The 25,663-nt window shown below is 54.3% G+C and carries 23 protein-coding genes and 6 pseudogenes; 14 read left to right on the top strand and 15 right to left on the bottom strand.

Annotated features, from left to right (window positions below):
- Nucleotides 1-19: 19 nt before the first annotated feature.
- The 9 genes and pseudogenes from arsR to B8P98_RS28510 form a co-directional block, all read right to left on the bottom strand.
- Nucleotides 20-373: an As(III)-sensing metalloregulatory transcriptional repressor ArsR gene (arsR, locus tag B8P98_RS28555; protein WP_001114073.1), complete on the bottom strand. Its 354-nt coding sequence runs from the start codon at nt 371-373 to the stop codon at nt 20-22.
- 276 nt (nt 374-649) lie between these two features.
- Nucleotides 650-1,411, bottom strand: a pseudogene (locus B8P98_RS28550) (IS5-like element ISKpn26 family transposase); the annotation flags it as partial.
- 333 nt (nt 1,412-1,744) lie between these two features.
- Nucleotides 1,745-2,611, bottom strand: a complete 867-nt coding sequence (locus B8P98_RS28540; RefSeq protein ID WP_086523281.1) for a DMT family transporter — start codon at nt 2,609-2,611, stop codon at nt 1,745-1,747.
- A 20-nt stretch (nt 2,612-2,631) separates the two neighbouring features.
- Complete coding sequence (locus B8P98_RS28535) at nt 2,632-3,462, bottom strand: sugar phosphate isomerase/epimerase family protein (RefSeq protein WP_003031953.1); 831 nt, start codon at nt 3,460-3,462, stop codon at nt 2,632-2,634.
- On the bottom strand, nt 3,462-4,202 hold the full coding sequence (locus tag B8P98_RS28530; protein ID WP_003031954.1) for an amino acid ABC transporter ATP-binding protein: 741 nt from the start codon (nt 4,200-4,202) through the stop codon (nt 3,462-3,464). The genes B8P98_RS28535 and B8P98_RS28530 overlap by 1 nt, the downstream gene beginning before the upstream one ends.
- A complete protein-coding gene (locus B8P98_RS28525; RefSeq protein ID WP_003031955.1) occupies nt 4,202-4,864 on the bottom strand; it encodes an amino acid ABC transporter permease in 663 nt (220 codons plus the stop codon). The genes B8P98_RS28530 and B8P98_RS28525 overlap by 1 nt, the downstream gene beginning before the upstream one ends.
- Nucleotides 4,865-4,907: 43 nt before the next feature.
- Nucleotides 4,908-5,663: an ABC transporter substrate-binding protein gene (locus tag B8P98_RS28520; protein WP_086523282.1), complete on the bottom strand. Its 756-nt coding sequence runs from the start codon at nt 5,661-5,663 to the stop codon at nt 4,908-4,910.
- Nucleotides 5,664-5,728: 65 nt separating this feature from the next.
- Nucleotides 5,729-6,559, bottom strand: a complete 831-nt coding sequence (locus B8P98_RS28515; protein ID WP_032432493.1) for a PfkB family carbohydrate kinase — start codon at nt 6,557-6,559, stop codon at nt 5,729-5,731.
- Between the two features lie 5 nt (nt 6,560-6,564).
- Nucleotides 6,565-7,602, bottom strand: coding sequence for an SIS domain-containing protein (locus tag B8P98_RS28510; protein ID WP_003031958.1), 1,038 nt, complete (start codon nt 7,600-7,602; stop codon nt 6,565-6,567).
- Between the two features lie 230 nt (nt 7,603-7,832).
- Here B8P98_RS28510 and B8P98_RS28505 point away from each other — a divergent pair, with 230 nt between their 5' ends.
- From B8P98_RS28505 to B8P98_RS28495, 3 genes are all read left to right on the top strand, one after another.
- Nucleotides 7,833-8,930, top strand: coding sequence for a LacI family DNA-binding transcriptional regulator (locus tag B8P98_RS28505; protein ID WP_003031960.1), 1,098 nt, complete (start codon nt 7,833-7,835; stop codon nt 8,928-8,930).
- Nucleotides 8,931-9,342: 412 nt separating this feature from the next.
- Nucleotides 9,343-10,413: a PD-(D/E)XK nuclease family protein gene (locus B8P98_RS28500; RefSeq protein WP_003031962.1), complete on the top strand. Its 1,071-nt coding sequence runs from the start codon at nt 9,343-9,345 to the stop codon at nt 10,411-10,413.
- Nucleotides 10,414-10,518: 105 nt separating this feature from the next.
- A protein-coding gene (locus B8P98_RS28495; protein WP_087788032.1) for an IS3 family transposase occupies nt 10,519-11,726 on the top strand; the annotation gives its coding sequence in 2 pieces (ribosomal slippage) (nt 10,519-10,840 and nt 10,840-11,726; 1,209 coding nt in all).
- A gap of 392 nt (nt 11,727-12,118) precedes the next feature.
- On the opposite strand, the gene B8P98_RS28490 is transcribed toward B8P98_RS28495, so the two are convergent.
- The gene (locus B8P98_RS28490) at nt 12,119-12,325 is read right to left on the bottom strand and encodes an NUDIX domain-containing protein (protein WP_223176988.1); all 207 of its coding nucleotides are present in this window, start codon (nt 12,323-12,325) and stop codon (nt 12,119-12,121) included.
- 105 nt (nt 12,326-12,430) lie between these two features.
- On the opposite strand from B8P98_RS28490, the pseudogene B8P98_RS28485 reads away from it, so the two are divergent.
- From B8P98_RS28485 to B8P98_RS28445, 9 genes and pseudogenes are all read left to right on the top strand, one after another.
- Nucleotides 12,431-13,650, top strand: a pseudogene (locus tag B8P98_RS28485) (ISL3 family transposase).
- A gap of 434 nt (nt 13,651-14,084) precedes the next feature.
- Entirely contained in the window at nt 14,085-14,930 is an 846-nt protein-coding gene (locus B8P98_RS28480; protein ID WP_032432500.1) for a transporter substrate-binding domain-containing protein, read from the top strand.
- Nucleotides 14,931-14,940: 10 nt separating this feature from the next.
- A complete protein-coding gene (locus B8P98_RS28475) occupies nt 14,941-15,600 on the top strand; it encodes an amino acid ABC transporter permease (RefSeq protein ID WP_032432501.1) in 660 nt (219 codons plus the stop codon).
- Entirely contained in the window at nt 15,597-16,238 is a 642-nt protein-coding gene (locus B8P98_RS28470; RefSeq protein ID WP_032432503.1) for an amino acid ABC transporter permease, read from the top strand. The genes B8P98_RS28475 and B8P98_RS28470 overlap by 4 nt, the downstream gene beginning before the upstream one ends.
- A gap of 31 nt (nt 16,239-16,269) precedes the next feature.
- Nucleotides 16,270-17,055, top strand: a complete 786-nt coding sequence (locus B8P98_RS28465; RefSeq protein ID WP_032432532.1) for an amino acid ABC transporter ATP-binding protein — start codon at nt 16,270-16,272, stop codon at nt 17,053-17,055.
- Nucleotides 17,052-18,305 carry a M20 family metallo-hydrolase gene (locus tag B8P98_RS28460; RefSeq protein WP_032432505.1) on the top strand — a complete coding sequence of 418 codons (1,254 nt, stop codon included), beginning with the start codon at nt 17,052-17,054 and terminating at the stop codon, nt 18,303-18,305. The genes B8P98_RS28465 and B8P98_RS28460 overlap by 4 nt, the downstream gene beginning before the upstream one ends.
- Nucleotides 18,302-19,003, top strand: a complete 702-nt coding sequence (locus tag B8P98_RS28455; RefSeq protein ID WP_032432506.1) for a DUF1989 domain-containing protein — start codon at nt 18,302-18,304, stop codon at nt 19,001-19,003. The genes B8P98_RS28460 and B8P98_RS28455 overlap by 4 nt, the downstream gene beginning before the upstream one ends.
- A gap of 45 nt (nt 19,004-19,048) precedes the next feature.
- Nucleotides 19,049-19,648 (top strand): cupin domain-containing protein, encoded by a 600-nt coding sequence (locus B8P98_RS28450; RefSeq protein WP_032432508.1) that lies wholly within the window; start codon nt 19,049-19,051, stop codon nt 19,646-19,648.
- A 195-nt stretch (nt 19,649-19,843) separates the two neighbouring features.
- Nucleotides 19,844-20,676: pseudogene (locus B8P98_RS28445) on the top strand (IS3 family transposase); the annotation flags it as partial.
- Nucleotides 20,677-20,701: 25 nt separating this feature from the next.
- Here B8P98_RS28445 and B8P98_RS28440 read toward each other — a convergent pair.
- A protein-coding gene (locus tag B8P98_RS28440) for an IS3-like element ISEc52 family transposase (RefSeq protein ID WP_087796248.1) occupies nt 20,702-21,852 on the bottom strand; the annotation gives its coding sequence in 2 pieces (ribosomal slippage) (nt 20,702-21,603 and nt 21,603-21,852; 1,152 coding nt in all).
- Nucleotides 21,853-21,924: 72 nt separating this feature from the next.
- Between B8P98_RS28440 and B8P98_RS28435 the strand changes: the two genes are divergently transcribed.
- On the top strand, nt 21,925-22,362 hold the full coding sequence (locus tag B8P98_RS28435) for a DUF6904 family protein (protein ID WP_370738648.1): 438 nt from the start codon (nt 21,925-21,927) through the stop codon (nt 22,360-22,362).
- 2 nt (nt 22,363-22,364) lie between these two features.
- On the opposite strand, the gene B8P98_RS28430 is transcribed toward B8P98_RS28435, so the two are convergent.
- Complete coding sequence (locus tag B8P98_RS28430; protein ID WP_024623136.1) at nt 22,365-22,943, bottom strand: hypothetical protein; 579 nt, start codon at nt 22,941-22,943, stop codon at nt 22,365-22,367.
- A 117-nt stretch (nt 22,944-23,060) separates the two neighbouring features.
- Nucleotides 23,061-23,417 (bottom strand): annotated as a pseudogene (locus tag B8P98_RS28425) (ISNCY family transposase); the annotation flags it as partial.
- A gap of 54 nt (nt 23,418-23,471) precedes the next feature.
- On the opposite strand from B8P98_RS28425, the pseudogene B8P98_RS28420 reads away from it, so the two are divergent.
- Nucleotides 23,472-24,165 (top strand): annotated as a pseudogene (locus tag B8P98_RS28420) (IS1 family transposase).
- Between the two features lie 14 nt (nt 24,166-24,179).
- Here B8P98_RS28420 and B8P98_RS28415 read toward each other — a convergent pair.
- Both B8P98_RS28415 and lacY read right to left on the bottom strand, forming a co-directional pair.
- Nucleotides 24,180-24,320, bottom strand: a pseudogene (locus tag B8P98_RS28415) (maltose acetyltransferase domain-containing protein); the annotation flags it as partial.
- A 65-nt stretch (nt 24,321-24,385) separates the two neighbouring features.
- Nucleotides 24,386-25,639, bottom strand: a complete 1,254-nt coding sequence (gene lacY, locus B8P98_RS28410) for a lactose permease (RefSeq protein WP_004098904.1) — start codon at nt 25,637-25,639, stop codon at nt 24,386-24,388.
- Nucleotides 25,640-25,663: the final 24 nt, after the last annotated feature.

Genomic DNA, 25,663 nt, shown 5'->3' with positions numbered 1-25,663 from the left:
ATATGTACAGGCAAAATTTTTAGATACAAACAGCCTTACCGCTGCCAGAGCAGTTGGCCGATGCCAGCTTACGGGCGATGGCCTGTACGTCGTCCTGTTGACTTAACCAGGCCTGCTCAATCACCAGGGCAGCCCAGGAAGGAATATGCGGGGATAAGCGATAATGAACCCATTTCCCCTGCTTGCGATCCAGCAACAGGCCACTTTCCCGAAGCATCGCCAGATGGCGGGAGGTCTTGGGTTGTGATTGTTCCAGCGCTGTGCAGAGATCGCATACGCACAGCTCCCCCATCTCCCTGAGCAGTAGCACGATACCCAGGCGGGTTTCATCAGATAGTATTTTGAAAAGTTGTAGGGATGCAATTTCTGGCATTATGTACTCCTGCTATGAATGGGTATTGTCTCTCCACCAAAACAAGAAGTCAAAATCATATGTGTTTTCTCGCATGTGAGTGCAGGTGTCACTATGCGGTTGAAAAACGACCTGATGTGCGATCGTTACGTTAGTTGGGTAGGTAAAAAAGTCATTTGAGGCTAAAACATTGCTTAGTGCGGGCTTTCAGTTCATAGAGAAGAATGAATAATATCAATTATAACAATTGGTTATTTCCTTAGCGTACGTTTTCGTTCCATTGGCCCTCAGACCCCGATGCTGCTTCAAGGTTTTTACCCTGCCGGGACGCTCGGCGATCAGCCAGTCCACATCCACCTCGGCCAGCTCCTCGCGCTGTGGCGCTCCTTGGTAGCCGGCATCGGCTGAGACAAATTGCTCCTCTCCATGAAGCAGATTACCCAGCTGATTGAGGTCATGCTCGTTGGCCGCGGTGGTGACTAGGCTGTGGGTCAGGCCACTCTTGGCATCGACACCAATGTGGGCCTTCATGCCAAAGTGCCACTGATTGCCTTTCTTGGTCTGATGCATCTCCGGATCGCGTTGCTGCTCTTTGTTCTTGGTAGAGCTGGGTGCCTCAATGATGGTGGCATCCACCAAAGTGCCTTGGGTCATCATGACGCCTGCTTCGGCCAGCCAGCGATTGATGGTCTTGAACAATTGACGGGCCAGTTGATGCTGCTCGAGCAGGTGGCGGAAATTCATGATGGTGGTGCGATCCGGCAGGGCGCTATCCAGGGATAATCGGGCAAACAGGCGCATGGAGGCGATTTCGTACAGGGCATCTTCCATGGCACCGTCGCTCAGGTTGTACCAATGCTGCATGCAGTGAATACGCAGCATGGTCTCCAGCGGATAGGGCCGTCGGCCATTGCCCGCCTTGGGATAAAACGGCTCGATGACAGCGGTCATATTCTGCCATGGCAGAATCTGCTCCATGCGGGAGAGGAAAATCTCTTTTCGGGTCTGACGGCGCTTAGTGCTGAATTCACTATCGGCGAAGGTGAGTTGATGGCTCATGATGTCCCTCTGGGATGCGCTCCGGATGAATATGATGATCTCATATCAGGAACTTGTTCGCACCTTCCACAATACCGGGCAGTTATTTACGATTTCATCCAGGGCATATAACAGTCTGGGAGAGATGTATTCCGACCCCCGTGCCGACTGGGAGAGGTCTGCCGCGGCGCAGTTCCATATTGGTATGAACGAGTCCCGGGACGGGTGGGGGACACCAGTGAAACGGCGTTCGCGGACGGTACCCGGAGCCGTCAGAATACCTTTCCGGTAACGCTGAGTCGTACCGTCTATATGACCGGAAATGCCGCCAACACCCTCGCCCGCAGGCGAGGGTCAGGCGCTGACGTGACGCTCTCTGGCGACCGTCAGCGCCAGCAGGATAAGCAGCGCGCCGCCCACCTGCGACAGCGTCATCACTTCGCCATACCATAGCGCCGAGAAAATGGCCGCCCACACTGGCTCCATCAGCATGATGAGCCCTCCGTTGAGCGTATAGGCTAGCCGCTGCGCATAGTTTTGCAAAAAGAAGCGCAAGCAGGTGGGAATGAGAATGCTGAGCGCAAGCCATGTCCAACCAGCCGCGTTGAGCTCGCCAGGCCACGGCTCCAGCCACAGGCTCACCGGCAACGCCAGCAGGCCCACCGCGATCATCTGCATGGCGGCGAATAGCACCACCGGATGGTCGGTGGCGAAGCGATTATTCAGGCTGAAGTAAAAGGCGAAAATCGCCGCCGCACCAAAAAACCAGAACTGGCCCGCCTCGAACCGCCACTGGAGAAAGCTGTTACCCACCAGCAGCGCAATGCCGGGTAGGGCGAGCAGCATGGCGAGCCCGATGCGCTTCGACAGCGCCTGGCGGAACAGCAGCCATCCTGCGAACGGCACCAACAGCGGCCCGAGGCAGGTGAGAAACGCGCCAACGCCCAGCGCGGTGGTAAGATGCAGCGCCACAATCCAGCACATCATCGAGCCGCAAATCAGGCTGCCGATGGCGAAGGCTGGCCACAGGCTGCGCCGCCATTCGCGTCGGTCGGCTGCGGGCACCGCCAGGCCCAGCAGCAGACCGCCCGCCAGAAAGCGCACGGCGATAAAAAAGACCGGAGGCAGCGCGCCAAGTGCCTCTTTAGAGAAGATCCAGCCTGCCCCGGCACAGAGAGTTACCAGCAACAGCAGGCTCTCGCTTTTGCGTGCAGGCAGCATGGCCGCGCCGCTTCGCGCTATCATGCGAGCGCGTCGCGCAGGAACGTAATGCTCTGGCGCATCGGCTCTAGCGGCTCCTGCCAGTAGCGCCCACCAGCTATCTCAAGCGACAACAGACCGTTATAGCCGCCTTCACGAAGTTCGCTGAGGTAGCTTTTCAGCGGCAGGTTGCCGTCGCCGAGCGCCAGATGGCCCGCAGGGGTTCCGTCGATAAAATGGCAGTGGCGCAGTTTTGGCCCAAAGGCGTTGAGGTAATCGGTCACGCTGTCGCCGCCCACCGCCATGCCGACGATATCCAGCGCCGCGTCGAGCGCAGGCGAACTGACTTCGTTAACCAGAGACGCCAGCTCATGCACGGTGCTGGCGAGGTTGCTTTCGCGCGGCTGCAACACTTCCAGCACCAGCGTCACGCCACGGCTTTCCGCGAGGTGCGCCAGTTGCGCCAGGGCGTCCACCGCGCGGCTGCGCGCCTCCGCGGGCTTATCCTCTTCATAACCCCAGCCTGGCGTCATAAACAGTAGAGGCGACTCAAGGCTTTCGCATATCTCCAGGCTGCGGCGAAAATAGTTAATGCTGTACTCCCGCTGCAGCGGGTTTTCGGCGGCGATATTAACCGGGTAGACACACTGCTCCGGCGTGAAACAGGCGAGCTTAAGCTCGCGCTCCGCCAGCTCCCGCCTGAGCGCCTGCAGGTCCGCTTCCTGCACGGTGTCGATATGCAGGTGCGGCGCAACGCCCCATAGTTCAAACCACTGCACGCCGAGCGCGGCGACATCGTCCAGGCAGTGGTTCAGCCGATAGTGCGAATAGGTAAAGTTGGTGGCGCAGATATGGCTGGCGTTAAGCATCATTATTCCTCGCTGATGGGGTTGAGTACACGTTGTAAAAACTCGCGGGTGCGCGGGTGGGAAGGGTTGGTAAGCACCTGGCGCGCCGGGCCTTCTTCGGTCACCACACCGCCGTCGATAAACACCACGCGGTCGGCCACTTCGCGGGCGAAGGCGATTTCGTGGGTCACCACCACCATCGTCCTGCCCTGATTCGCCAGCTCGCGCATCACTTTCAGCACGTCGCCCACCAGCTCCGGATCAAGCGCCGAGGTGGGTTCGTCGAACAAAATGGCTCGCGGGCGCATCGCGAGCGCACGGGCTATCGCCACGCGTTGCTGCTGGCCGCCGGAAAGATCCTGCGGGTATGAATGCGCCTTGTGGTCCATCCCCACCTGTTTAAGCAGCTCCATGCCATATTCCCGCGCGGGGCCGGGGCGCTCGCCTTTGACGTAAATCGGCCCTTCGGTGACGTTCTCCAGCACCGTGCGGTGCGGGAAGAGGTTAAAGCGCTGGAAGACCATCGCCACCTCGCCGCGCACCTGACTTAGCGCGCGCTCGCTGCCGTCCACCTGCACGCCGTCGAAAATAATCTCGCCGCTCTGGTAGTTCTCAAGCCCGTTGATGCAGCGCAACAGGGTCGACTTGCCGGAGCCTGAAGGGCCGATGATGCAAACCACCTCCTGGCGGTTGATGGTCAGGTTGATGCCGTTCAGCACGTGTACCGCGCCGTAACTTTTATGGACATTGCGATATTCAATCATCAGTGGCTCCGACGCTTGTTCATGGCATGTTCCACCCGGCGGCACAGCCACATCAGCGGCCAGCACATTACCAGATAGAGCAGGGCGACCAGCGTGAAAACGGTGGTGTTCTGAAATGTCGCCGAGGCGAGCAGCTTCCCTTGCAGGGAAAGTTCCGCCACGGTGATGGTGGAGGCGAGCGAACTGTCCTTGAGCATCATCACCATGGTGTTGCCGTATGAGGGCCAGATAATCTTGATGGCCTGCGGCAGGATAACGCGGCGCATCATCAGGCGCTTAGACATGCCAAGCGTCTGCGCCGCCTCGATCTGCCCCTTGTCGATAGCCTGAATGCCGGCGCGAAAATCCTCCGCCTGGTAAACTGAATAGGCGATGCCGAGGCCGATAATGGCGGCAGTCAGCGCCGACATTTCGATACCGATATCGGGCAGTACAAAGTAGATATAGAAAAGCTGAACCAGCATCGGGATGCCGCGCAGCACGTTAACCACCGCACCGCTCACCAGGCGCAGCGGACGGTGGGCCGATAGACGCATCAGCGCCCACGTCAGCCCGAGCAGGGTCGAGAGGATAAGCGAACAAAAGGTAACCAGTACCGTGTATTTCACCCCCTCCACCAGGATGGGGAGGGCGGTGGCGCTGAAGGTAAAAAAGTCGTTCATCGCAGTTCCTGTCACGGGGTATCAGGGGCTACGCCCCCTTGTTTTAATTAAGCTTCCACTTTTCCAGCAGCGCCGTAATCTCGCCGTTGCTCTGCATGGTGGCGATAGCTTCGTTAAGCTTCGCCAACTGCTGCTCTTCGTCCTTACGCACGCCAAGCCCGAGCGAGCCTGGCAGTACCGGCTTGTAGCTCTTCACCAGCCGCACGTTGGGATATTCGCCAAGCGAGAGGTAATAGGCCATGGAAGGGGTATCGCCAAAGCCCGCTTTGATGCGCCCGGCGTTCACGTCTTTCATGATGCCGGTGAGGGTGTCGTAAGCTTTCACATCCTTGAAGATGTTGGCCTGCTTAAGGGGCTCGATAAAAATCGTGCCCATCTGCGCGCCCGCTACCGCGCCAGGCAACTCTTTAAAGGAGGTGTAGTCTTTAGTGTCCTCTTTACGCACGATCATCCCTTCGCCGTAGCTATACACAGGCGTGGTGAAATCGATCACTTTCTTGCGCGGCTCGGTGATATACATGCCGGTGGCGATAAGGTCTATCTTGCCGGTGCGCAGCGCCGGAATAAGCGCTGAGAAATCCATCGCTTTAAACTCCACCTCATAACCCGCGTGCTTTGCGGCCTGGCGGGCGATATCCAGCATAAAGCCGTCCAGCTCATGGGTTTTCGGGTTCAGAAAGGAGATGGGAATGCCGTTGGCTTCGGTGCCGACCACCAGCTTTTCGGCGGCCCCGGCGGGTAAGGCAAGCGAGATTGCGGCCAGCAGCGCTACTGAACAGGCTAAGGTTTTCATCTTCATGTCTTGCTCCACGTAAAAAAGGTTGGATTGCAGCCCGCCTGCGGCGGTGCGTTATAGCATTGCGACTACGGTTGTTGTTTTGCCTCCTGCGGTAGCGGCGTTAGCGGCACGCCGCTGCCGAATGCACCGAGGCGTTCGCAAACCCTCGCCGAGGCAAGGGCCGCATCGTTCGCTGCGTCGGCAAGCGTTGATCCCTGACCAAGCTTCACCAGCAGTGTGGCGATAAATGCATCCCCCGCGCCGAGGCTGTCGACAATCTGCGTCGGCAGCGCGGGCTGGCGGTGGCGTTTGCCCCGGTGGCTGATAATCGCGCCGTCCGCGCCCTGCGTGACCAGCACGGTGGCGACACCCGCCGCGTGCGCGTTGGCGATCAGCGTTTCAATCGCCTGCGGCGCGCTGCCACTGCGCGAAAAGGTGGCGACCTGCACCCAGCGCAGTAGCGGCTCGGCCCAGGCGTCGTCGCGCGAGCCGAAGTCGAACGAGAGCGGCGCGCAGGCGGCAAGCTGGGGAAGCTGTGCTTCCAGCCCGCTGTAATCGCTGGTGTGCAGCAGGTCGAAGTCCGCAAGCCACGCCAGGTCCGCCTCGCTCAGCCGCAGCTGGTAAGGCGGCGGCACGGAACCGACGAAAAAGCGGTTGCCGTCGGCGTCGATATCGATTTGCGAAAGCGCGTTAAAGCTTTCGTTGATCCGCACGCGACTGATGTCTACTCCTTCAGCGCAAAGCGCGTGGCGAATCACGCCCGCCGGAATATCGTTGCCGGTGATGCCGAGGTAGGCGGCCTGCGCCCCGGCCTGGCGGCCAAAAACCGCAAAGTTAAGCGCGTTGCCGCCCGCGAACATCAGGTCGCAGTGCAGGTAGCGGTCAATCACGTTGTCACCCACTCCACAAATTCGCATAGTTATCAATATTCCACTTTGTACATGTAACGGCGGTCATCGAGAGAGTGGCCGGTGTGATGCTCCAGGTGATCTGCAAGACGCGTGCCCATCAGGCCCAGCGCGATGGCGGCAAAGCGTGCTTTCACTTCTGGCGCTGCGCCCGGCAGGCTAAAGCCAGCGGCGTCAAACACATGGACGTTTTCGGTATAGCGGCGGGCAAAGTCGATGGCTCGCTGCGTCATGGCGCGACTGTCGTCATCGGCGTGGAACACCACCAGGTGTGCGCCCGGCAAAATCATCTCAAATGGGCCGTGGCAGAAATCACCCGCCAGCACCGGGGTGGCGTTGCGCCACTGCATCTCCATCAGATAACAGTAGGAAAGCGTGTAGGCCGCGCCGTAGTTAGCGCCAGCGGCGGTCACGTAAATATCGCCGCCCTGAGCGATGGATTTCGCAATGGCGTCGCCGACGGCTTCTTGTTTATCGAGGTACTGTTGCAGCGCCGCAGGCAGGGCGGGCAGGGCGTCGCGCCAGGCGCTGACGTCTAGGTTATCCACGTGCTCCAGCAGTTCAATCACCAGTTGCAGCAGCAGAAGCTGTTTGCCCGGCGTCACGGTACGCGGGCTGTAGTAAACCAGCGCGGTGTCGGCGGTATTGGCGAGCGGCGTGTTCAGCTCCTGGCTTAGCGAGACCACATACGCGTCGTAAGATTTCGCAAAGAGCGCCGCCTGCGCCGTTTCCGGCGTGGCGCCGGAGTGCGATGAGAGGATCACCAGCGACGACGCTCCCAGACGGGCAGGGGGCTGCGCCATAAACTCCGCCGCGTTCAGGTTCCACGCCTGTAGCTTTTTGCTGTGGCGGCAGAGCAGGGCGTGGGCATGCACGGAAGAAGAGAACGAGCCGCCGCAGCCGACGAAATAGATATCTTTCAGCGGGCGGGAGGCGGCGGCCTCTGCGATGCCAGCGATGGCGTTTTTCTGTCCCAGCACTTTCTCAAGTGTCGGGATGAAGTCCGCTTCCAGCGGGCGCAGCGGCAGTGAAACTGTGGTGTTTTGCGTCATGTTGGTTTACCTGTCCGTCTCGGTTGTAATGGATGTGATAACGTTATCAGTTCATCTGCAAAATAAACCCGTGATTTGCAGCAGCGGGTGGATTATCCTAAAATGAGAGAACGTTATCACACGGTGAATAATTCGCCGGTGTTAAAAAATTGTCAATGATCTTTTTCTTATGATTTTGCCGGAAATCGATAACCTCCGGGAACTGAAAAGCGGAGCAGACAAAACTTCTTATGAACAAAAAAAATAACCGAATCACCGTGAAAGACGTGGCGCGCAAGGCGGGGGTTTCCACCGCGGCGGCTGGCCGGGCGCTGGGAGGTTACGGATATGTCAGCGAGGAGCTGCGTGAAAAAATCATACGCGCTGCTGAAGAGCTGGGCTATGTGGCAAACCAGGTAGCGCGGGCGATGATCACCGGCAAAAGCCAGACCATCGGCGTGGTGGGCGCTGACATCAGCAACCCTTTTTTCGCCGAGGCGTTGCGCGGCATCAGCGATATCGCCCGTCGCCACGAGTTCGGCGTGCTTATCACCAGCAGCGACGAAGACGTGCCGCGCGAGCAGGAGGCGGTGCGCATTCTGCTGGAGAAACAGGTGGACGGGCTTATCGTCTCGCCTGCTGATATAAACAATTGCCACCACCTAGACCAGGCTATCGCCCAAGGTATTCCGGTGGTGCTGCTCGACCGTAAGCTGCCGACGCTGGCCGCCGACGCGGTGCTTATCGACAACGTACATGCCAGCCGCGAAGCTACGCGCTACCTGCTAAGCTGCGGCCATCGTCGCATCGCCATCATCACTGAGTTAAGCTCGGACTACGATACGCAACTGGCGCTGGAGCCGGAGAAGTTTTCGACGATCAACGCCGACCGGCTTAACTCAAGCGGCGCGCGCCTGCTCGGCTACCTGCTAGCGCACCATGAAGCGGGCGTGGCGGTGGAGAAAACCTTAATCCGCCGCACTGGCAAATATTGCGCCCAGCACGCGTTTGAAGAGACACTGGCTGTGCTGGACGCCGCCGCGCCCACGGCAGTTTTCGCGGTGGATAACGTCATGACCCAGGGCGCCTGGCGCGCGGTGCGTGAGCGCGGCATCGCTGTGCCGCAAAAGCTCTCTTTCTTCGCCTTCGACGAACTCGACTGGCTGACGCTCACCACCCCGCGCATTTCCACCGTTGCGCAGCCGATTCACCATATGGGCGTACATGCAGCCGAGCTGCTTTTCAGGCGCATACGTGAGACAGATTTACCTGTCTCGTGGCAAACGTATCAGGTGGAGATGAAGCTGCGCGAGTCGGTGGCGACGATCGCGGAGAACGTGAAAGGATAACGTTCTCCGACACGCTTAGCTCCGGTGCGTGTTCACTACCTGGCCGATGTGTTCACCTTCCAGCGCGTGTGCCGGGTCGCGAAGAGGTCGGTGTTGAAGGACGTATAACTGCGCAGGAGTCGTTATCGGGGTTTGAGGGGCAATCGTGTAAAAACCACGCTAAGGAGATAATTCATTCTTTTTTAAACGCATAGTTTTTCTGTATTCGCTGAGTGTGAGGCTTTTAATACGGCGAAAGGAATAGGATAGCGTTGCATCGACCTGTTGAGCTCACAGCACGAAGCGGACTGTTAACTTTGAAATCCACCGCAATTATCGTGCACCCAATGCCAGCGGGCAGACAGGCCTCCCTATGCCAAGGCTCTTTTTGTTGGTATGTTTCTGGATAGGGAAAACCGCTGCGGAGAAACCAATGGACCTGCCTGCTCTGGAAGAATTACTGACTCGCCTCAAATCACTGCCTGTTGCTGAAAAAAGTGAGACCAATATATTTTCGGTTGGTGCCCGTGGACACTATGAAAACCCTGTCAGCGATTTACTCGCTTTCTTTATTGATCCGGATGCGCCCCATGGACTGAATACACTGGTTATTGGGGCCCTTCTGGAATTCCTGCCAGCCCATGTTGATGCATCACTTCTCTCTCCACCAGCCCGTGAGGTTATGACCCAGAAAGGAACTCGAATCGATTTGCTACTTGAGTCGAAAGAATGGGCCATGGTGTTGGAGAATAAAATCTGGCACCAATTGAACAATCCTTTCAATGATTACAGTGGGTATCTGGAGCAAAAACATCCAGATAAGAAACCGTTCCTGGTGGTTCTGTCGCCGGAAGGACTGGCTCCAGCCGGTTGGACAGGAATAAGCTACAGTATGTTTATTTCTGTTCTGTCGCCCAGGCTCGGCATGGCATGTATTTCTTCCCCGCTCAATAAATGGCAGGTTTTGCTGCGCGAATTCATTCTACATCTGGAGACACTGATGGGTAAAAATACGATTGCAGCAGAGACAGAAACCTTCGTTCTCGAAAATTTGCGTAATATTCAGGAAGCGGTGTTACTGAAAAATGCTGTGGTGAAATCACTTCAGGAGGAAGGCCTACGGTTTCTGACAGAGCACTTTTCTGATCGTGGTTATGAGGTCACAACGGCACTTAATCATTGGGAAGGTTATCCGGCACTGCGCTTCGGATTGTCGCACTGGGTGAGTGAATCTGATGTGGTACTTTTTCTAGACAAAACACCTGGAAGACAGTTTGAAGTACGAACGTACATCTGTAGTCTGACGACTCCTGCATTGCAGCATCAAGCAAGAAAGATGTTGATACCTGCACTTTATGACGACTGCTGGCCTGAGAGAAGCGGAAGTGTGTTTACCTTCGTTTCTCGGCTGTCACAGAAGCATGAGGAAAAACATCTGATGTTCCAGAGTGTGGCGAAAGCGTTAGAGCAGTTGAACGAATTTGAACTGCGCCATGAGAGATAGCGGCCATTTTTACTTGATGTAGCCCCCTGAAACACCAGACAGTAGCTGTATCTCCAGATAAGAGATAGGCTTGAATATATGTCTAACACTAACGCCAATTTTGAGATGACCGGGATCCTGTTAGGGCAAGAAGTCCGTAAACGTAAAACTCCTCAGGAGAAGATCGCCATTATCCAGCAGACGATGGAGCCGGGTATGAATGTCTCCCATGTCGCCCGCCTGCATGGTATCCAGCCCAGCCTGCTGTTTAAGTGGAAGAAGCAATATCAGGAAGGCAGCCTCACCGCCGTTGCGGCTGGAGAGGACGTCGTTCCTGCTTCTGAGCTTACTGCTGCTCTGAAGCAGGTCCGGGAGCTTCAGCGCCTTCTGGGCAAGAAGACGATGGAAGTTGAGATCCTGAAAGAAGCCGTGGAGTACGGTCAGTCGCGAAAATGGATAGCGCACGCGCCCTTGTTGCCAAAGGACGGGGAATAGCCTTGGTCAGCCGGACCATGGGCGTGTCGCGTGCGCAACTGTCACTGCGGATTAACCGTTCTGCCGACTGGCAGGACAGGCGCTGTAACCGGCGTAATGAAGAAGCAGACGCAGAAATACTGTCGGCTATCCTCAACATTATCAGCGATATGCCGAGTTATGGTTATCGACGCGTGTGGGGCATCCTGCGCAAGCAACGTCGCACAGAGGGACAGCCACCTGTGAATGCCAAACGGCTTTACAGGATAATGAGCGAGCATAACCTGTTGTTGTTGCATCACAAACCAGAGCGACCGAAGCGTGAACATAAGGGCAAGATAGCGGTGGCAGAAAGCGATATGCGCTGGTGTTCAGATGGCTTCGAGTTCGGCTGCGACAACGGCGAAAAACTGCGGGTAACGTTCGCGCTGGACTGCTGCGACCGTGAGGCCACAGACTGGGCAGCAAGCACGGGAGGCTATGACAGTTCGACCGTGCAGGATGTGATGCTGAGGTCGGTGGAAAAGCGCTTCGGCGACAGGTTGCCCGACACAGCGGTGCAGTGGCTGACGGATAACGGTTCAGCGTATACCGCGTATGAAACGCGGAGGTTCGCGAGAGAGCTGAATCTGGAGCCCTGCACAACAGCGGTGAGCAGCCCGCAGAGTAATGGCATGGCCGAACGGTTCGTGAAAACGATGAAAGAAGACTATATCGCGTTCATGCCAAAACCGGATGTGAGAACAGCACTGCGAAACCTTGCAGTAGCGTTCACGCATTACAATGAAAACCACCCGCACAGCGCGCTGGGATATCACTCCCCGAGGGAATACCGGCGGCAGCGGACATCGTTAACTTAAGATACAAAAGCTGTCCGGAGATGGAGGGTCAAGATCAAAAGTTTTTTCTCCCTTTGATGAGAAACATGAGACGAAATAGGGCCTGTGCGTGGTGATATCTAGTTGAGTCGTCACACTGAAAAACAGGCTTGACCTGCTCACCGTTGAGTAACAGACCACAAATTAAGTTGACTCTCAACTGTTGTGACAACGACTGTGATTTCCTCTTCTCGCTTAGAGCGGACCAGCCTACCCCAACTCTGGCTGCTATGTGTCAGATATAGTCATTCGAACCCTGAGAGTTACACTTTGAAGTGATTCAGGTTATGCGCGGCCCCCTGCAGCGAATCCAGAAAATGATAGATATAAGGTTCAATCATTTACTTTATTAATGCTTCTCGCTGAACGTTGCCTCATAGCGCCCGGTGGATACCTGTTTCTTCTGCCAACTCTCTTGCAGCAGCACAGGAAAGTGTTTCACCATATTCAAGCCCACCGGCAGGCAAGCTATAGCACCCGTCCATCCAACCGGTATTAGCTCGTCGCAGCATGCAGATTTCATTTCCCCTGAGAACTAAAACGAAAACTGCGATAGAAAGGTTATATCTTTCCCTGCTCATGATTTGGTTCCTGTTAATCAATATAACTGTATTTATATGGGGCTTCCCTTGTTGTGGTGGCTGAAGGCATGATAATGGCGTATTAAATCGCCAGAGGTCACCACCATGGACGAAAAGTCCCTCTATGCACATATCCTCAACTTGTCAGCTCCGTGGCGGTAAAGTCTCTTTCTCTCGATGAAAATGCCGCTTCTGTTACCGTTACTGTCGGGATCGCTGAAAATACTCAGTTAACCTGTCCAGCCTGCGGGAAATCCTGCCCCGTTCACGATCACCGGCATCGTAAATGGCGCCACCTCGATATCTGCCAGTTCGCCACAATAGTTGAAGCCAGTGTGCCCCGTGTTATGTGTCCGAAGCATGGATGTCAGACTTTGCTTGTTCCGTGGGCGGAGCCCGGCAGCCGGTATACGCTGCTGTTCGAATCACTCGTGCTTTGATGGCTGAAAATCAGAACTGTTGATGCAGTCAGGAAACAACTCAAACTGAGCTGGAATGCCGTTGACGGCATTATGACCCGCGCGGTTAAACGAGGTCTTGCACGGATAAAAAAGCCGTTAGCAGCCCGGCATATGAATGTGGACGAGGTCGCTTTTAAAAAAGGACATCGTTATATAACGGTAATCTCCGATCGTGACGGGCAGGCGCTGGCTTTAACGGATGATCGAGGTAAGGAAAGTCTTGCCGGTTACCTCATAACCCTGATTGACGGACAGCTGCAGGCCATTAAAACGCTCTCAATGGACATGAATGCGGGCTATATAAGAGCCGCGCGCATCCACTTACCGTGTGCAGTTGATAAAATCGCCTTTGACCGCTTCCACGTAGCGAAACAGCTGGGTGAGGTGATGGATAAAACCCGCCAGAATGAACATCCCCGTCTTCCGGTTGAAAGCCGCCGTCAAGCCAAAGGTACCCGCTTCCTGTGGCAGTACAGCGGCAAATGGATGACTGAGTCCCGGCAGGAAAAGCTGATGTGGCTGCGGGAACAGATGCAGCAGACAAGCCAGTGCTGGACACTGAAAGAGCTGGCCAAAAATATCTGGGATCGCCCCTGGAGCACAGAACGCAGGAATGACTGGTTGCAGTGGATATCGCTGGCGTCTGAATGTGATGTGCCGATGATGAAAAACGCAGCGAAAACCATCAAAAAACGGTTATATGGAATACTGAATGCGATGCGTCATCGTGTCTCGAATGGTAATGCAGAGGCGCTGAACAGCAAGATCAGACTGCTGAGAATAAAAGCCAGAGGATACAGGAACCGGGAGCGCTTTAAGCTGGGAGTGATGTTCCACTATGGAAAACTGAATATGGCGTTCTGAGTCTTCCCACCATGATCGGGGAAGACCCATCTATATAATGTATATCGGCGTTTAAGTGAATCGCCAAATTTCAGGATCTGACGAGAAGCGGGAGGCTGAAAGGCGGCCGCCGGGGCAGGGGTATAAATCGTCCCTCACGGTCTGTTCAGGGGCAGATTGGCGCCAGGAGCGGAGTTGAATTCAGGAAGCAGCGCGTCTGTCGCGATTGCACTCTTTTTAATCAAAAAAGCACCATTTGAGTGCATGATAACCATACATATCCCCATCACCAAAAAACCAGCACAGAGCACATCCAGTGCTGCATCATAAAATAAATATTATTTTTCATAGTGATAAAAATTTTACGGCTGATTTTAACGTCATTGGCATGCTTCATGCTTTCATTAAATTCAAGTAACTTTCATGTAGTTCATATATCTTTATTGGAGCATGCCATGAAGCTAAATCGTTTTTCTTTACCCGTGCTTATTTCCACCTGCCTTTTTTGCTCTACGGCTTTCAGCGCCGATCTGCTTGAACGAATTAAAGAAGCAAAAGAGATCACCGTTGCCACTGAAGCGCGATACGCCCCCTTTGAGTACGTTGATAACGGCAAAATTGTCGGTTACGACGTTGACCTGATGAACCACATCTTTGCCAAATCATTACCAGGCGTGAAAGTGAAACAGCTGGATCTGCCTTTCCAAGGCATCCTGCCAGGGCTTGATGCGAAAAAATTTGACTTCGTGGTGACCGCCGTCACCGTCAATAAACAGCGTATTGAACGCTTCAGTTTTACCGCTCCGGTGGCGGAATCTACCGTCGCACTGCTCAAAAGAGCAGAGGACAGCGCGATTAAAACTCCGGATGACCTGAGCGGCAAAGTGGTGGGCTCGCAGGCCGGTTCCGGTCAGTTGCAGGTGCTGCAATCCTTCGATCAGGCGCTACGCGCCAGCGGCAAACCGGGCATCAAAGAGATCAAACAGTATGTCGCGTTTGATGAAGCCTATGCCGATCTGGCATCCCGCCGTCTTGATGGCGTCGCCCAGTCGCTCTCGAACCTGGGTCCGCTGATTAAAACCCGCCCGGGCGTTTTTGCCACACTGCCGGAAATGATAGGGCCACAGACCTTCTTTGGCTGGGTCGGGCGTAAAGATGCCGACAGCGCCGCTCTGGTAAAACTGATCGCTGACGGGATCATTGAAGCCAATCGCGACGGCACCATGAAGGCACTGCAGCAGAAATGGTTCGGCTTCACGATGAGCGTTCCGGCAACAGAAATGCCCGCACCGGCGCTGTGAGTGGAAAACGATGACGGATTTCATGACGAGCTTTATCCACTGGCTTCCGATGCTGATGCAGGGAGCACTCACCACCGCAGCGCTCTGCCTGACAGCGATGGTCGCCGGCTTTCTGGTGGGTATTGGCGTATGGCGGATGTCGACCAGTCCGTTACCGATTTACCGCATGACGGCCCATGGATGGGTCAGTCTGTTTCGCGGGACCCCGGTTCTGGCTCAACTGCTGCTCTGCTTTTATTTACCGTCACAATTAGGGATCGACATTCCCGGCTTTGCCGCCGCCACGCTGGCATTAACGCTGAACACGGCGGCCTATCAATCGCAAATTCTGAAAAGTGGTTTCGCCAGCATCACCCCAGGTCAACTGGAAGCCGCCGCGATTTGCGGGCTGAGCCCACGGCAGATTTTATGGCGCATCCAGGTACCGCAGGTTGTCCGTACTACGCTGCCGTCACTGATTTCCGAGCTGATTGATGTGATCAAAGCCTCTGCGGTGGTGTCGGTCATCGCGCTGACGGATCTGATGCGCGTGGGCCAGCAACTGGCCTCATCTACGTACCAGCCGCTGCAGGTCTATCTGGCCGTGGCTCTGGTCTATCTACTGCTGACCAGCCTGCTGGCGCTGTTGGGCCGTCAGGCAGAACGCCACTGGCAGAGGGAACAACGATGACGGAACTCGCGCAATACCTGCCAGCCTACATTCAGGCCCTGGGCGTGACCCTGTGGATAAGCCTCTGCGCCGCATGCGGCGGCATGCTGTTGGGGTTTGCCTTAAACGGACTCTGCGGCAGACGTGGTCTGGCGTTTCGTCTGTGGCGCGCCTACGTGTGGGTGATCCGCGGCACGCCATTTCTGGCGCAGCTAGCCGTTATCTACTTTGGCCTACCGTCCATCGGCATCATGCTGAGCGCCGTTGACGCCACGCTGCTGTCGTTGACGCTGTATAGCGCGGCCTATTTCGGCGAAATTTTTCGCGCCGCGTGGAACACCATTCCGCCGGGACAGCGAGAGGCGGCGCTGGCAAACAACATCTCTACGGTCCACTGTTTCTGGCATATCCAGACGCCGCAGGCCGTTCGTTTTGCGCTACCGCTGTTGGGCAATCAGTTCATTCTGACGATTAAAGAGAGCGCCGTCGCATCGATCATTACCGTACCGGAACTGACCATGACGACGAGTCAGATCGTTGCTAACACCTACAGCTATATCTTGCCTTATACCTTGCTGATCGTCAGCTACTGGCTGCTGGCGCAGGGGGTGAGTATGAGCATAAAAACATTGAGCCACCTACTACGGACCGGAGAATAACGTGGGCAATACATCTGTGCCGGTGCTCGAAATGCGCCATGTAGGCAAGTCATTCGCAAACCATGTGGTACTGAATGACATCAATTTACGCGTCGATCACGGTGAGATAGTCACGCTGATTGGCCCGTCGGGCTCCGGGAAAACCACCGCACTACGCTGCATGAATTTTCTGGAAGCCTACGACAAAGGGGACGTGCTGATTAAAGGACAACTGCTCGGCTATTCCGGCACGCAGCGTGGCCTCGCGCATGCCGACAGCGCCAGCCTCATAGCCGATGTGCGCAAACCGCTCTCGATGGTGTTCCAGCAGTTCAATCTCTGGCCGCACATGACGGTGCAGGAAAATGTCGCCGCGCCGCTGGTACTGGGGAAAAAAATGTCCCGCCAGGCGGCAAAAACGGCCGCGATGGCTGCCCTCAGCCGTGTCGGGATGGCGCAAAAAGCGAATGACTGGCCGGTGCGACTCTCCGGCGGCCAGCAACAACGAGTGGGTATTGCCCGCGCACTGGCGCTGAATCCGGAGTTATTGCTGCTCGACGAACCCACCTCGGCGCTCGATCCCGAACGTGTTGAAGAGGTGCTGGACGTTATCCGGGATCTGGCCGGGCAGGGGATGACCATGGTGATGGTCACCCATGAGATGGCGTTTGCGGCCCATATCTCGTCACGGCTGGTGTTTATGGCCGACGGCAACATTATTGAAAGCGGCACGCCGCGACAGATTTTTACACAGCCGAAAAGCGAGCGCCTGCGGAGCTTTCTCGCGCCGCTGTTTCGTCGGCCTCTGCAACCCGAAGAACTGGAGAAACTACCATGATGGAAACAGGCTTACGGGTTGCCCGACAGCTGGATGAGGATTGGCTGAACCAACTGTTGGCGCAGCTTGCAGAATATGGAAAGTTAGCGAATGGCGGCGTCGATCGCCAGGCTTTGAGCGCGGCGGAACTCGATGCCCGGTCCTGGCTTATTGATGTCGCCCGAGAGCTCGGGTGTGAAGTCTACCGCGATGCGGCGGCGAATTTATTCTTCCGTCGTCCAGGACGCGTTGCTGTATCGCCCGTGACCACCGGTAGCCACATCGATACGCAACCGTCCGGTGGCAACTACGATGGCTGTTACGGCGTGATGGCCGGACTTGCGTGCCTGAAAGCGCTCAATGAGGCACGGGTTGTCACCGAACGCCCGGTCGAAGTGGTTATCTGGACCAATGAAGAGGGCAGCCGCTTTGCGCCGGGGGCGATGGGCTCCAGCACCTTCGTCGACCCTGCGAGATTGTCTGACCATCTTGGCGCGATGGGCGTAGATGGTGTCTCGTTTCGCGATGCGCTGGCAGACCACCAGGCCCGCTTTGCAGCCATCCCGTTACGCCCGGATCGCGAGATGGCCTGCTTCGTGGAATTGCACATCGAGCAAGGTCCGGTACTGGAAAGTCGCCGCGTGCCGCTGGCCGTCGTCAGAGGTATCCAGGGCGTGCGCTGGTACCAGATCACCTGCCATGGGATATCGGCACATGCGGGGACCACGCCGATGGCGCTGCGCCAGGATGCGATGACCCTGGCACGCGAACAGCTTGCGATCATTGAGCAGGCGATGGGTGACACGGCAGATGACGAGTTACGGTTGACGTTTGGCCGTTGGCAGGTCATGCCAAATGCCATCAACACCATCCCGTCGAGCGTGCGTTTTACCCTTGATTTCCGCCACCCATCGGCCGAAACGCTGGCCCGGTTCGACGCGGTGATTGCCTCTCTGGCAAGCGAACAAGTCACCATCGAGCTGCTACTGAATAAAGCGCCGGTCACCTTTGACCCGCGCATCAATCATGTCTTGAAAGCGGCCGGAAATGCGCTGGATATTGCCCATATGGAGCTGTTATCTGGCGCGTTTCACGACGCCATGTATCTGGCCGAACACTGTCCGACCAGCATGCTTTTTGTCCCCAGCCATCAAGGCATTAGCCACAATCCGGCTGAATATACCGATCCTCGTTCACTGGCGGCAGGTGCCCGTACGCTGGCCTGTGCACTGACTGAGCTATCCCAATCACTTGAAGGAGTTAAATCATGACCGCAACTGCACACTACCCAATCTGCTGCGATAAAGACAATGGCGATGCCCTGGGCCTCAACCCAACGGCAACCTCACCGATTTCAGCCGATGGCGCACCGACGTTAAACGAACTGTATACCATCCCGCCGCGCTGCGGACGCGCCGTTTTGCTGAAAAAAGGGCAGGTGATTAAGATCATCAATACCCCAGGCAGCCAGGTCTGCGACACGTGGTTTTTCAATACCGGCGATCTCAGCGAGTTTGCGTCCATGGAACATACCCGTGCCTTTATCGACAAAATTATTCCGCAGCCAGGTGATGTGCTGGTGACCAACCAGCGCCGTGCTATCGCCACTCTGCTCACCGATACCTCACCTGGTGTGCATGACACGTTGATCGCTGCCTGCGATCTTTACCGCTATACCAACATGGGGATTACGGAGTATCACGACAGCTGCGCTGACAATATGCGCATGGCGCTGAAGGCGATTGGCCTGCGCGCGCGTGAAGTGCCGCAGCCGCTTAATTTGTGGATGAACACGCCAGTAAATCCTGATTATTCAATTTCCTGGTTGCCAACTGTCAGCAAAGCAGGTGATTATGTAGAGATTCGTGCCGAGCTGGATTGCGTGGTGGTGATGTCCGCTTGCCCGCAGGACATTGTGCCCATTAACGGCTGCTCACCGAAAGAAATTCAGTTCACCGTGATGGCATGATTTATCTTACCAGGCCTGCATGATGCAGGCCGTTGGGAGACTTTAATGAAGCAGACAGATGAAAAAAACGCTGACATCAAATCTACCGGAACCCCGCTGGGAATGAGGTTGCGCCACGCACGTCTGGTGCAGGAGCTGACCCTCAAGCAGCTCGCGCAAAAGGTGGAATGCTCGGAAAGTCTGTTATCCAAACTGGAAAATGACGCTGCCTCGCCGTCGTTGGCGATGTTGCACCGCCTGGCAAAAGCGCTGGAGACCAGTATCGCCGACCTGATGGCCGATGACTGGACGGCCGATCGGCCTGTACTGAAGCCTGAACAGCGAAACCGTAAGCGGTTCCTGCAGCGCAGTAAAAAGGGGGGGATCGAACTGGAGAACCTGACCTGGCACCACAAAGGCGGGTTGCTGCAGGGTAATATTCATATTATCGAACCGGGCGTCGCCAGCGATGGCCTGATTGAGCACCACGGCGAAGAGATGGGCTATGTGCTGGAAGGCGCGCTGGAATTGCGTCTGGGAGACCATATCTGGCTCCTTGAGCAGGGGGATTCGTTCTATTTTCCCAGCCAGATCCCGCATGGTTACCGCAATATCGGCCCCGTTGTCGCCAAAGTTTTGTGGGTGAATACTCCAGTTACCTTCTGATTTGCCATCATCGGTCGTTTATCGGCTAATCGCCCCTGTTTAAGCCGGAAACTCCGTCATGAAGGCATCGGCCTGGACCGGTGTTTAAGGCACGTCCCGTGCAAAGAAGCGATCGCGGACGAGCTGACCTGCTCCCCGTTGATTAATACACCGCGATGTTAGTAATGTCTTCATAAGCCACATGAGGACATCCCCATGAAGAAGCGTTTTTCCGACGAACAGATCATCAGTATCCTCCGCGAAGCTGAAGCCGGGGTTTCTGCCCGTGAGCTCTGCCGCAAGCACGCCAATTCCGATGCCACCTTTTATACATGGCGTAAGAAGTATGGCGGTATGGAGGTGCCCGAGGTTAAGCGCCTGAAGTCGCTTGAGGAAGAGAACGCAAGACTCAAGAAGCTGCTTGCCGAAGCCATGCTGGACAAGGAGGCACTTCAGGTGGCTCTGGGGCGAAAGTACTGACGACAGACCAGAAGCGGGAAGCCGTTGAGTTTATGTGTGATGCGACCGGTCTGTCGCAACGTCGTGCCTGCCGGCTTACTGGTTTGTCCCTGTCGACCTGCCGCTATGAGGCTCAGCGTCCGGCGGCTGATGCGCATTTATCAGGGCGCATCACTGAGCTGGCACTGGAGCGAAGGCGTTTTGGCTACCGCCGCATCTGGCAGTTACTGCGGCGTGAAGGCCTTCATGTTAATCACAAGCGCGTGTACCGCCTTTATCATCTGAGAGGGCTGGGCGTAAAACGCAGACGACGTCGTAAAGGGCTGGCAACAGAACGTCTGCCGCTGCTCCGCCCGGCGGCGCCCAACCTGACCTGGTCGATGGATTTTGTCATGGACGCGCTCGCCACCGGTCGCAGGATCAAGTGCCTGACCTGTGTGGACGACTTCACGAAGGAGTGCCTGACAATTACCATCGCATTCGGGATTTCAGGCGTTCAGGTCACGCGTATTCTGGACAGCATTGCACTGTTTCGAGGCTATCCGGCGACGATAAGAACTGACCAGGGGCCGGAGTTCACCTGCCGCGCATGTAGTGGTCAACTAAAACTGGCCTCTACTTTGAGTTTTTCCAGTATCGTTTTTCCGATTCGTTTGGCGGTAACCCACCATTATATTCGTGCGGTCTTAGTGCGCTGTAATATCCAACGATATAGTCCGTTATTGCGTGAGCTGCATCGCTGAAGCTTACATAGCCCGTCGCCGGCACCCATTCGTTCTTCAGACTCCTGAAGAAGCGCTCCATTGGGCTGTTATCCCAGCAGTTTCCACGCCGACTCATACTCTGCCTGATCCGGTATCGCCACAGTAACTGCCGGAACTGCCTGCTCGTATAATGGCTGCCTTGATCGCTGTGGAACATCACCCCGATGGGCTTACCACAGGTTTCCCATGCCATTTCCAGTGCTTTCATGGTGAGCCTGCTGTCCGGCGAGAACGACATGGCCCAGCCCACTGGTTTTCTTGCGAACAGGTCGAGAACAACGGCGAGGTACGCCCAGCGCTTACCCGTCCAGATATAGGTCACATCACCGCACCACACCTGATTTGGTTCCGTTACGGCGAACTGTCGCTCAAGATGATTCGGGATAGCAACGTGCTCATGACCGCCACGCTTATACCGGTGAGTCGGCTGCTGGCAACTGACCAGCCCCAGCTCTTTCATGAGTCTGCCAGCAAGCCAGCGCCCCATCTGGTAACCTCTCTGGGTTGCCATTGTGGCGATGCTTCTTGCTCCGGCAGAGCCGTGGCTGATGCCATGCAGTTCAAGTACCTGACTGCGTAATACAGCCCGTCTGCCGTCTGGCTTTTCAGGACGGTTTTTCCAGTATTTGTAGCTGCTGCGATGAACCCCGAACACATGGCAGAGAGTGGCCACAGGATAACGCGCCCTGAGCTTCCCGATTATCGAGAACTGTTCAGGGAGTCTGACATCAAGAGCGCGGTAGCCTTTTTTAATATTTCATTTTCCATTTCAATACATTGTAGCTTTTTCCTGAGCTCACGGATTTCAATTTGTTCCGGGGTAATGGGGGAGGCTTTTGGTGTTTTGCCCTGCCGTTCATCACGTAATTGTTTCACCCATCGCGTCATTGTGGAAAGGCCGACATCCATAGCGCTGGCTGCATCTGCCACGGTGTAGTTCTGGTCAACGACCAGTTGAGCGGATTCGCGTTTAAACTCTGCGCTGAAATTTCTTTTTTTCATTATGACACCTGTGTTGTTCTGAGGTGAGCATATCACCTCTGTTCAGGTGGCCAAATTCAGTAAACCACTTCAATTTATGGGGTCGAGCTTTTATGGCCACTTATTCTAATCCAGTTAGCTTTATTCAGGCGTTCAATGAGCTACATCCAAGTGAATAAAAATCACTTGTTACTTATGTATTCATTTGAGCACATACTGGAATCTGCTTTAAAAGAGTTAATGCCAGAGTGCTGGGAAGATCTGATAAGAATCGCCAAATGTGCCGCCGATTCAGATTTTAAGTCTCTTGAAGACAATATCGACAGCAGGTGTTGTTATTTTATAAATCTGCAACCTAAAATCAGAAAAAACCAATTAAGAAACATTCTCTGTTCGTTTGGTTCGCTATGGGGAAAATATGCCCTCGATAAACAGGACGTAAAAATGCTGAATGAAATGAATAGTACAACGGGTATTGGCCAGAAGATATTACTTGATAAATCAGAAAGGGGAGTCAGAGCTCCCCTGTGACTTTATTTAGATAAAGACTTCAGACTATCTATAGACTGCTGCATCCTTTCCTCGTCCTCCCAAGGGTTGCGCTCATTATAGACTGAGTGTCCAAGCTCCCAGAGGTTACAAATGTTGAATAAATAGGCCTCTGTTTTTGTCTTGGAATCCTGGATGATCGAACCGGTTGCTGGCGAGGAAAGATAACTCCAGTCAAAGCCCCAGCTGTCAGAGGCATATCCACCATCAGCGAGCTCTTGCCAATTTGCCAGATACTCTTTTTTTTCTGAAGGAGTCAACCTGTCAAAATCTGGTGAAAGAACGATGTTTAATGATCCCTTTCGCTCACCTGCAAACACAACTGGACCTAATAAGTTTCGCATTAATGCTATTTCTAAAACATCGACAATCCGGGTGTCGTGATCTTCATCCCAGATAATTGCGAACTTTTGAACCTTTGGAGATTTATATCTCCCGAGACTTGGTGAGAGCCACTGAACGGTTTCAAATACGGAATAATGTGTGCCACGACCAATTCGGCCTACTGGTGACTTTTCATCATAGATAGTATGAAAAAACTGGCTATATGAAGGTAAATTCATGTTGGAGTCCTTAATGTTTATGCATTTTCAAAGCAAGCGACAAACCTTTCGGGCTCGACGCGATCCACAACTACGATAGCTTAATCATTTTTTTCTGGCAATATTTTTATAGCAACGTCAGTTGGTTCTTTTACCAAAAATTTCTTCTGAGCGTGACTGGAGTTGTTTGAGTGCTTCGAGCATATCGTTGTTGTCCAGTGAACGCTGGGATTTCTTCCCTTCCTGCCTGGGCCGTCGACGGGAAGGACCGTCACCGGCAGGAATTGACTGAGAACGTGTGTTATCCCGTTTACTCTGTACCAGACCGATGAACTCCAGTGTACGGCCAAGACGTTTGTTATCAACAACCGCGCCCTGGTCGATTTCTGATAGCCGGTCATAGGTGGAGTAGGGAAGTACCACGCCATTCAGGCGCAACTCTTTCTTACCATCAGGATAGTGGTAAACGTCGATGTATTTGCCAATAGCACGACGGTAATGGTGCCAACTTACTGATTTAGTGTACGATGGTGTTTTTGAGGTGCTCCCGTGGCTTACATCTCCATCAGTTGTCCCTCCTGCTCAGCTACTGAAGGCGTGGTGCGTAACGGTAAAAGTACTGCCGGACATCAGCGCTATCTCTGCTCTCACTGCCGTAAAACATGGCAGCTACAGTTCACTTACACCCTCTCAGCCCGGTACACACCAGAAAATTATTTATATGGCCATGAATGGCGTCGGATGTCGCGCCAGTGCACGCATTATGGGCGTTGGCCTCAACACGATTTTACGACACTTAAAAAACTCAGGCCGCAGTCGGTAAACTCACGCATACAGCCGGGCAGTGACGTCATCGTCTGCGCGGAAATGGACGAACATTGGGGCTATGTCGGGGCTAAATCGCGCCAGCGCTGGCTGTTTTACGCGTATGACAGGCTCCGGAAGACGGTTTGCGCACGTATTCGGTGAACGCACTATGGCGACGCTGGGGCGTCTTATGAGCCTGCTGTCACCCTTTGAGGTCGTGGTATGGATGACGGATGGCTGGCCGCTGTATGAATCCCGCCTGAAGGGAAAGCTGCACGTAATCAGCAAGCGATATACGCAGCGAATTGAGCGGCATAACCTGAATCTGAGGCAGCACCTGGCACGGCTGGGACGGAAGTCGCTGTCGCTCTCAAAATCGGTGGATCTGCATGACAAAGTCATCGGGCATTATCTGAACATAAAACACTATCAATAAGTTGGAGTCATTACCCTTTTTTCAACTTCTGATGGATGCGAGTGATTGAACTCATACATTAATGTTTTCCCACGAAGTCTTTTTTCAGGTAAGCCTTCGCACATATCGGTAAATAGCTTGCCTGCTTTTATTTTTTCTGTCATCGACATGTTCATTTTTAACATTCCGTCCTGATAAGTTGGTCGGATAAGGCGCTCGCGCCGTATCCGACATTAATTTCTTAAGCGACTTCATTCACCTTGCGACGCAGCAGGGAAAGTGGGCCGGGGCCGCTAAGCGTGAACACGGAAATTAAGGTGAAGCCCAGCGCCACCAGACCCAACACCAGGTAAGCGCCCTGGAAACCGATGCTTTCATACATATTGCCCGCCAGAATAGACATAAAAATCATCGCCAGTTGCTTAAAGAAGCAGAAACAGACCAGATAAATCGTCGCTGAAAAACGCACTTCAAACTGGCTGGTAATATATTTAAAGCAGCCCACCAGCAGGAACGGTACTTCAAACATATGCAGCGTTTTCAGAATAACCACTTCCAGTGCTGAGGTAGCGAACGATGAGCCAATAATACGTACTGACATAATAGTGCCAGCCAGCAGCAGGGCGTTTTTCCCACCGATGCGATTAATGATCAGTGGCGCAAAAAACATAATCGAGGCGTTAAGTAATTCGCCCATTGTCGTTACGTAGCCAAATACCCGCGTACCCTGTTCACCGGTAGCAAAGAACGAAGTAAAGAAATTAGCAAACTGTTGGTCAAAAACATCGTAGGTGCAGGAAACGCCAATAACATACAGTGACAAAAACCACAGTTTTGGCTGTCTGAACAGTTCCAGCGCCAGCTTAAGGCTAAATGCCGAATGGTTGGCACCTACCGCATTGGCAACCGTGGCAGAAGAGGGCGCATCCGTTTTGGCGAAAAAGAGTAAAACGGCGAGGATGAATGCACAGCCAGAACCCAGCCAGAAAACAAACTGATTATTGATGGTGAACATGATGCCGACAATCGAGGCACACAGCGCCCAGCCAACACAGCCAAACATCCGCGCGCGACCAAATTCGAAATTACTGCGACGGCTGACTTTCTCGATAAATGCCTCTACTGCTGGCGCACCGGCGTTAAAACAAAAGCCTAGATAAATACCACCAACAATCGATCCTACTAAAATGTTGTATTGTAACAGTGGCCCGAAGATAAAAATAAAGAACGGCGCAAACATCACTAACATGCCGGTAATAATCCACAGCAGGTATTTGCGCAGCCCGAGTTTGTCAGAAAGCAGACCAAACAGCGGCTGGAATAATAGCGAGAACAGAGAAATAGCGGCAAAAATAATACCCGTATCACTTTTGCTGATATGGTTGATGTCATGTAGCCAAATCGGGAAAAACGGGAAGTAGGCTCCCATGATAAAAAAGTAAAAGAAAAAGAATAAACCGAACATCCAAAAGTTTGTGTTTTTTAAATAGTACATAATGGATTTCCTTACGCGAAATAC

Source organism: Klebsiella quasivariicola, from assembly GCF_002269255.1.
Taxonomy (GTDB): domain Bacteria; phylum Pseudomonadota; class Gammaproteobacteria; order Enterobacterales; family Enterobacteriaceae; genus Klebsiella; species Klebsiella quasivariicola.
Note: the sequence above shows the minus strand (reverse complement) of the source record. Positions and strands in the feature narration are given on the sequence as shown.

Excerpts from the sequence above, each read along its gene's own strand:
- arsR (WP_001114073.1), bottom strand. The coding sequence starts at position 373 with ATGCCAGAAATTGCATCCCTACAACTTTTCAAAATACTATCTGATGAA.
- B8P98_RS28540 (WP_086523281.1), bottom strand. The coding sequence starts at position 2,611 with ATGCTGCCTGCACGCAAAAGCGAGAGCCTGCTGTTGCTGGTAACTCTC.
- B8P98_RS28535 (WP_003031953.1), bottom strand. The coding sequence starts at position 3,462 with ATGATGCTTAACGCCAGCCATATCTGCGCCACCAACTTTACCTATTCG.
- B8P98_RS28530 (WP_003031954.1), bottom strand. The coding sequence starts at position 4,202 with ATGATTGAATATCGCAATGTCCATAAAAGTTACGGCGCGGTACACGTG.
- B8P98_RS28525 (WP_003031955.1), bottom strand. The coding sequence starts at position 4,864 with ATGAACGACTTTTTTACCTTCAGCGCCACCGCCCTCCCCATCCTGGTG.
- B8P98_RS28520 (WP_086523282.1), bottom strand. The coding sequence starts at position 5,663 with ATGAAGATGAAAACCTTAGCCTGTTCAGTAGCGCTGCTGGCCGCAATC.
- B8P98_RS28515 (WP_032432493.1), bottom strand. The coding sequence starts at position 6,559 with ATGCGAATTTGTGGAGTGGGTGACAACGTGATTGACCGCTACCTGCAC.
- B8P98_RS28510 (WP_003031958.1), bottom strand. The coding sequence starts at position 7,602 with ATGACGCAAAACACCACAGTTTCACTGCCGCTGCGCCCGCTGGAAGCG.
- B8P98_RS28505 (WP_003031960.1), top strand. The coding sequence starts at position 7,833 with ATGAACAAAAAAAATAACCGAATCACCGTGAAAGACGTGGCGCGCAAG.
- B8P98_RS28500 (WP_003031962.1), top strand. The coding sequence starts at position 9,343 with ATGGACCTGCCTGCTCTGGAAGAATTACTGACTCGCCTCAAATCACTG.
- B8P98_RS28490 (WP_223176988.1), bottom strand. The coding sequence starts at position 12,325 with ATGAGCAGGGAAAGATATAACCTTTCTATCGCAGTTTTCGTTTTAGTT.
- B8P98_RS28480 (WP_032432500.1), top strand. The coding sequence starts at position 14,085 with ATGAAGCTAAATCGTTTTTCTTTACCCGTGCTTATTTCCACCTGCCTT.
- B8P98_RS28475 (WP_032432501.1), top strand. The coding sequence starts at position 14,941 with ATGACGGATTTCATGACGAGCTTTATCCACTGGCTTCCGATGCTGATG.
- B8P98_RS28470 (WP_032432503.1), top strand. The coding sequence starts at position 15,597 with ATGACGGAACTCGCGCAATACCTGCCAGCCTACATTCAGGCCCTGGGC.
- B8P98_RS28465 (WP_032432532.1), top strand. The coding sequence starts at position 16,270 with ATGCGCCATGTAGGCAAGTCATTCGCAAACCATGTGGTACTGAATGAC.
- B8P98_RS28460 (WP_032432505.1), top strand. The coding sequence starts at position 17,052 with ATGATGGAAACAGGCTTACGGGTTGCCCGACAGCTGGATGAGGATTGG.
- B8P98_RS28455 (WP_032432506.1), top strand. The coding sequence starts at position 18,302 with ATGACCGCAACTGCACACTACCCAATCTGCTGCGATAAAGACAATGGC.
- B8P98_RS28450 (WP_032432508.1), top strand. The coding sequence starts at position 19,049 with ATGAAGCAGACAGATGAAAAAAACGCTGACATCAAATCTACCGGAACC.
- B8P98_RS28430 (WP_024623136.1), bottom strand. The coding sequence starts at position 22,943 with ATGAATTTACCTTCATATAGCCAGTTTTTTCATACTATCTATGATGAA.
- lacY (WP_004098904.1), bottom strand. The coding sequence starts at position 25,639 with ATGTACTATTTAAAAAACACAAACTTTTGGATGTTCGGTTTATTCTTT.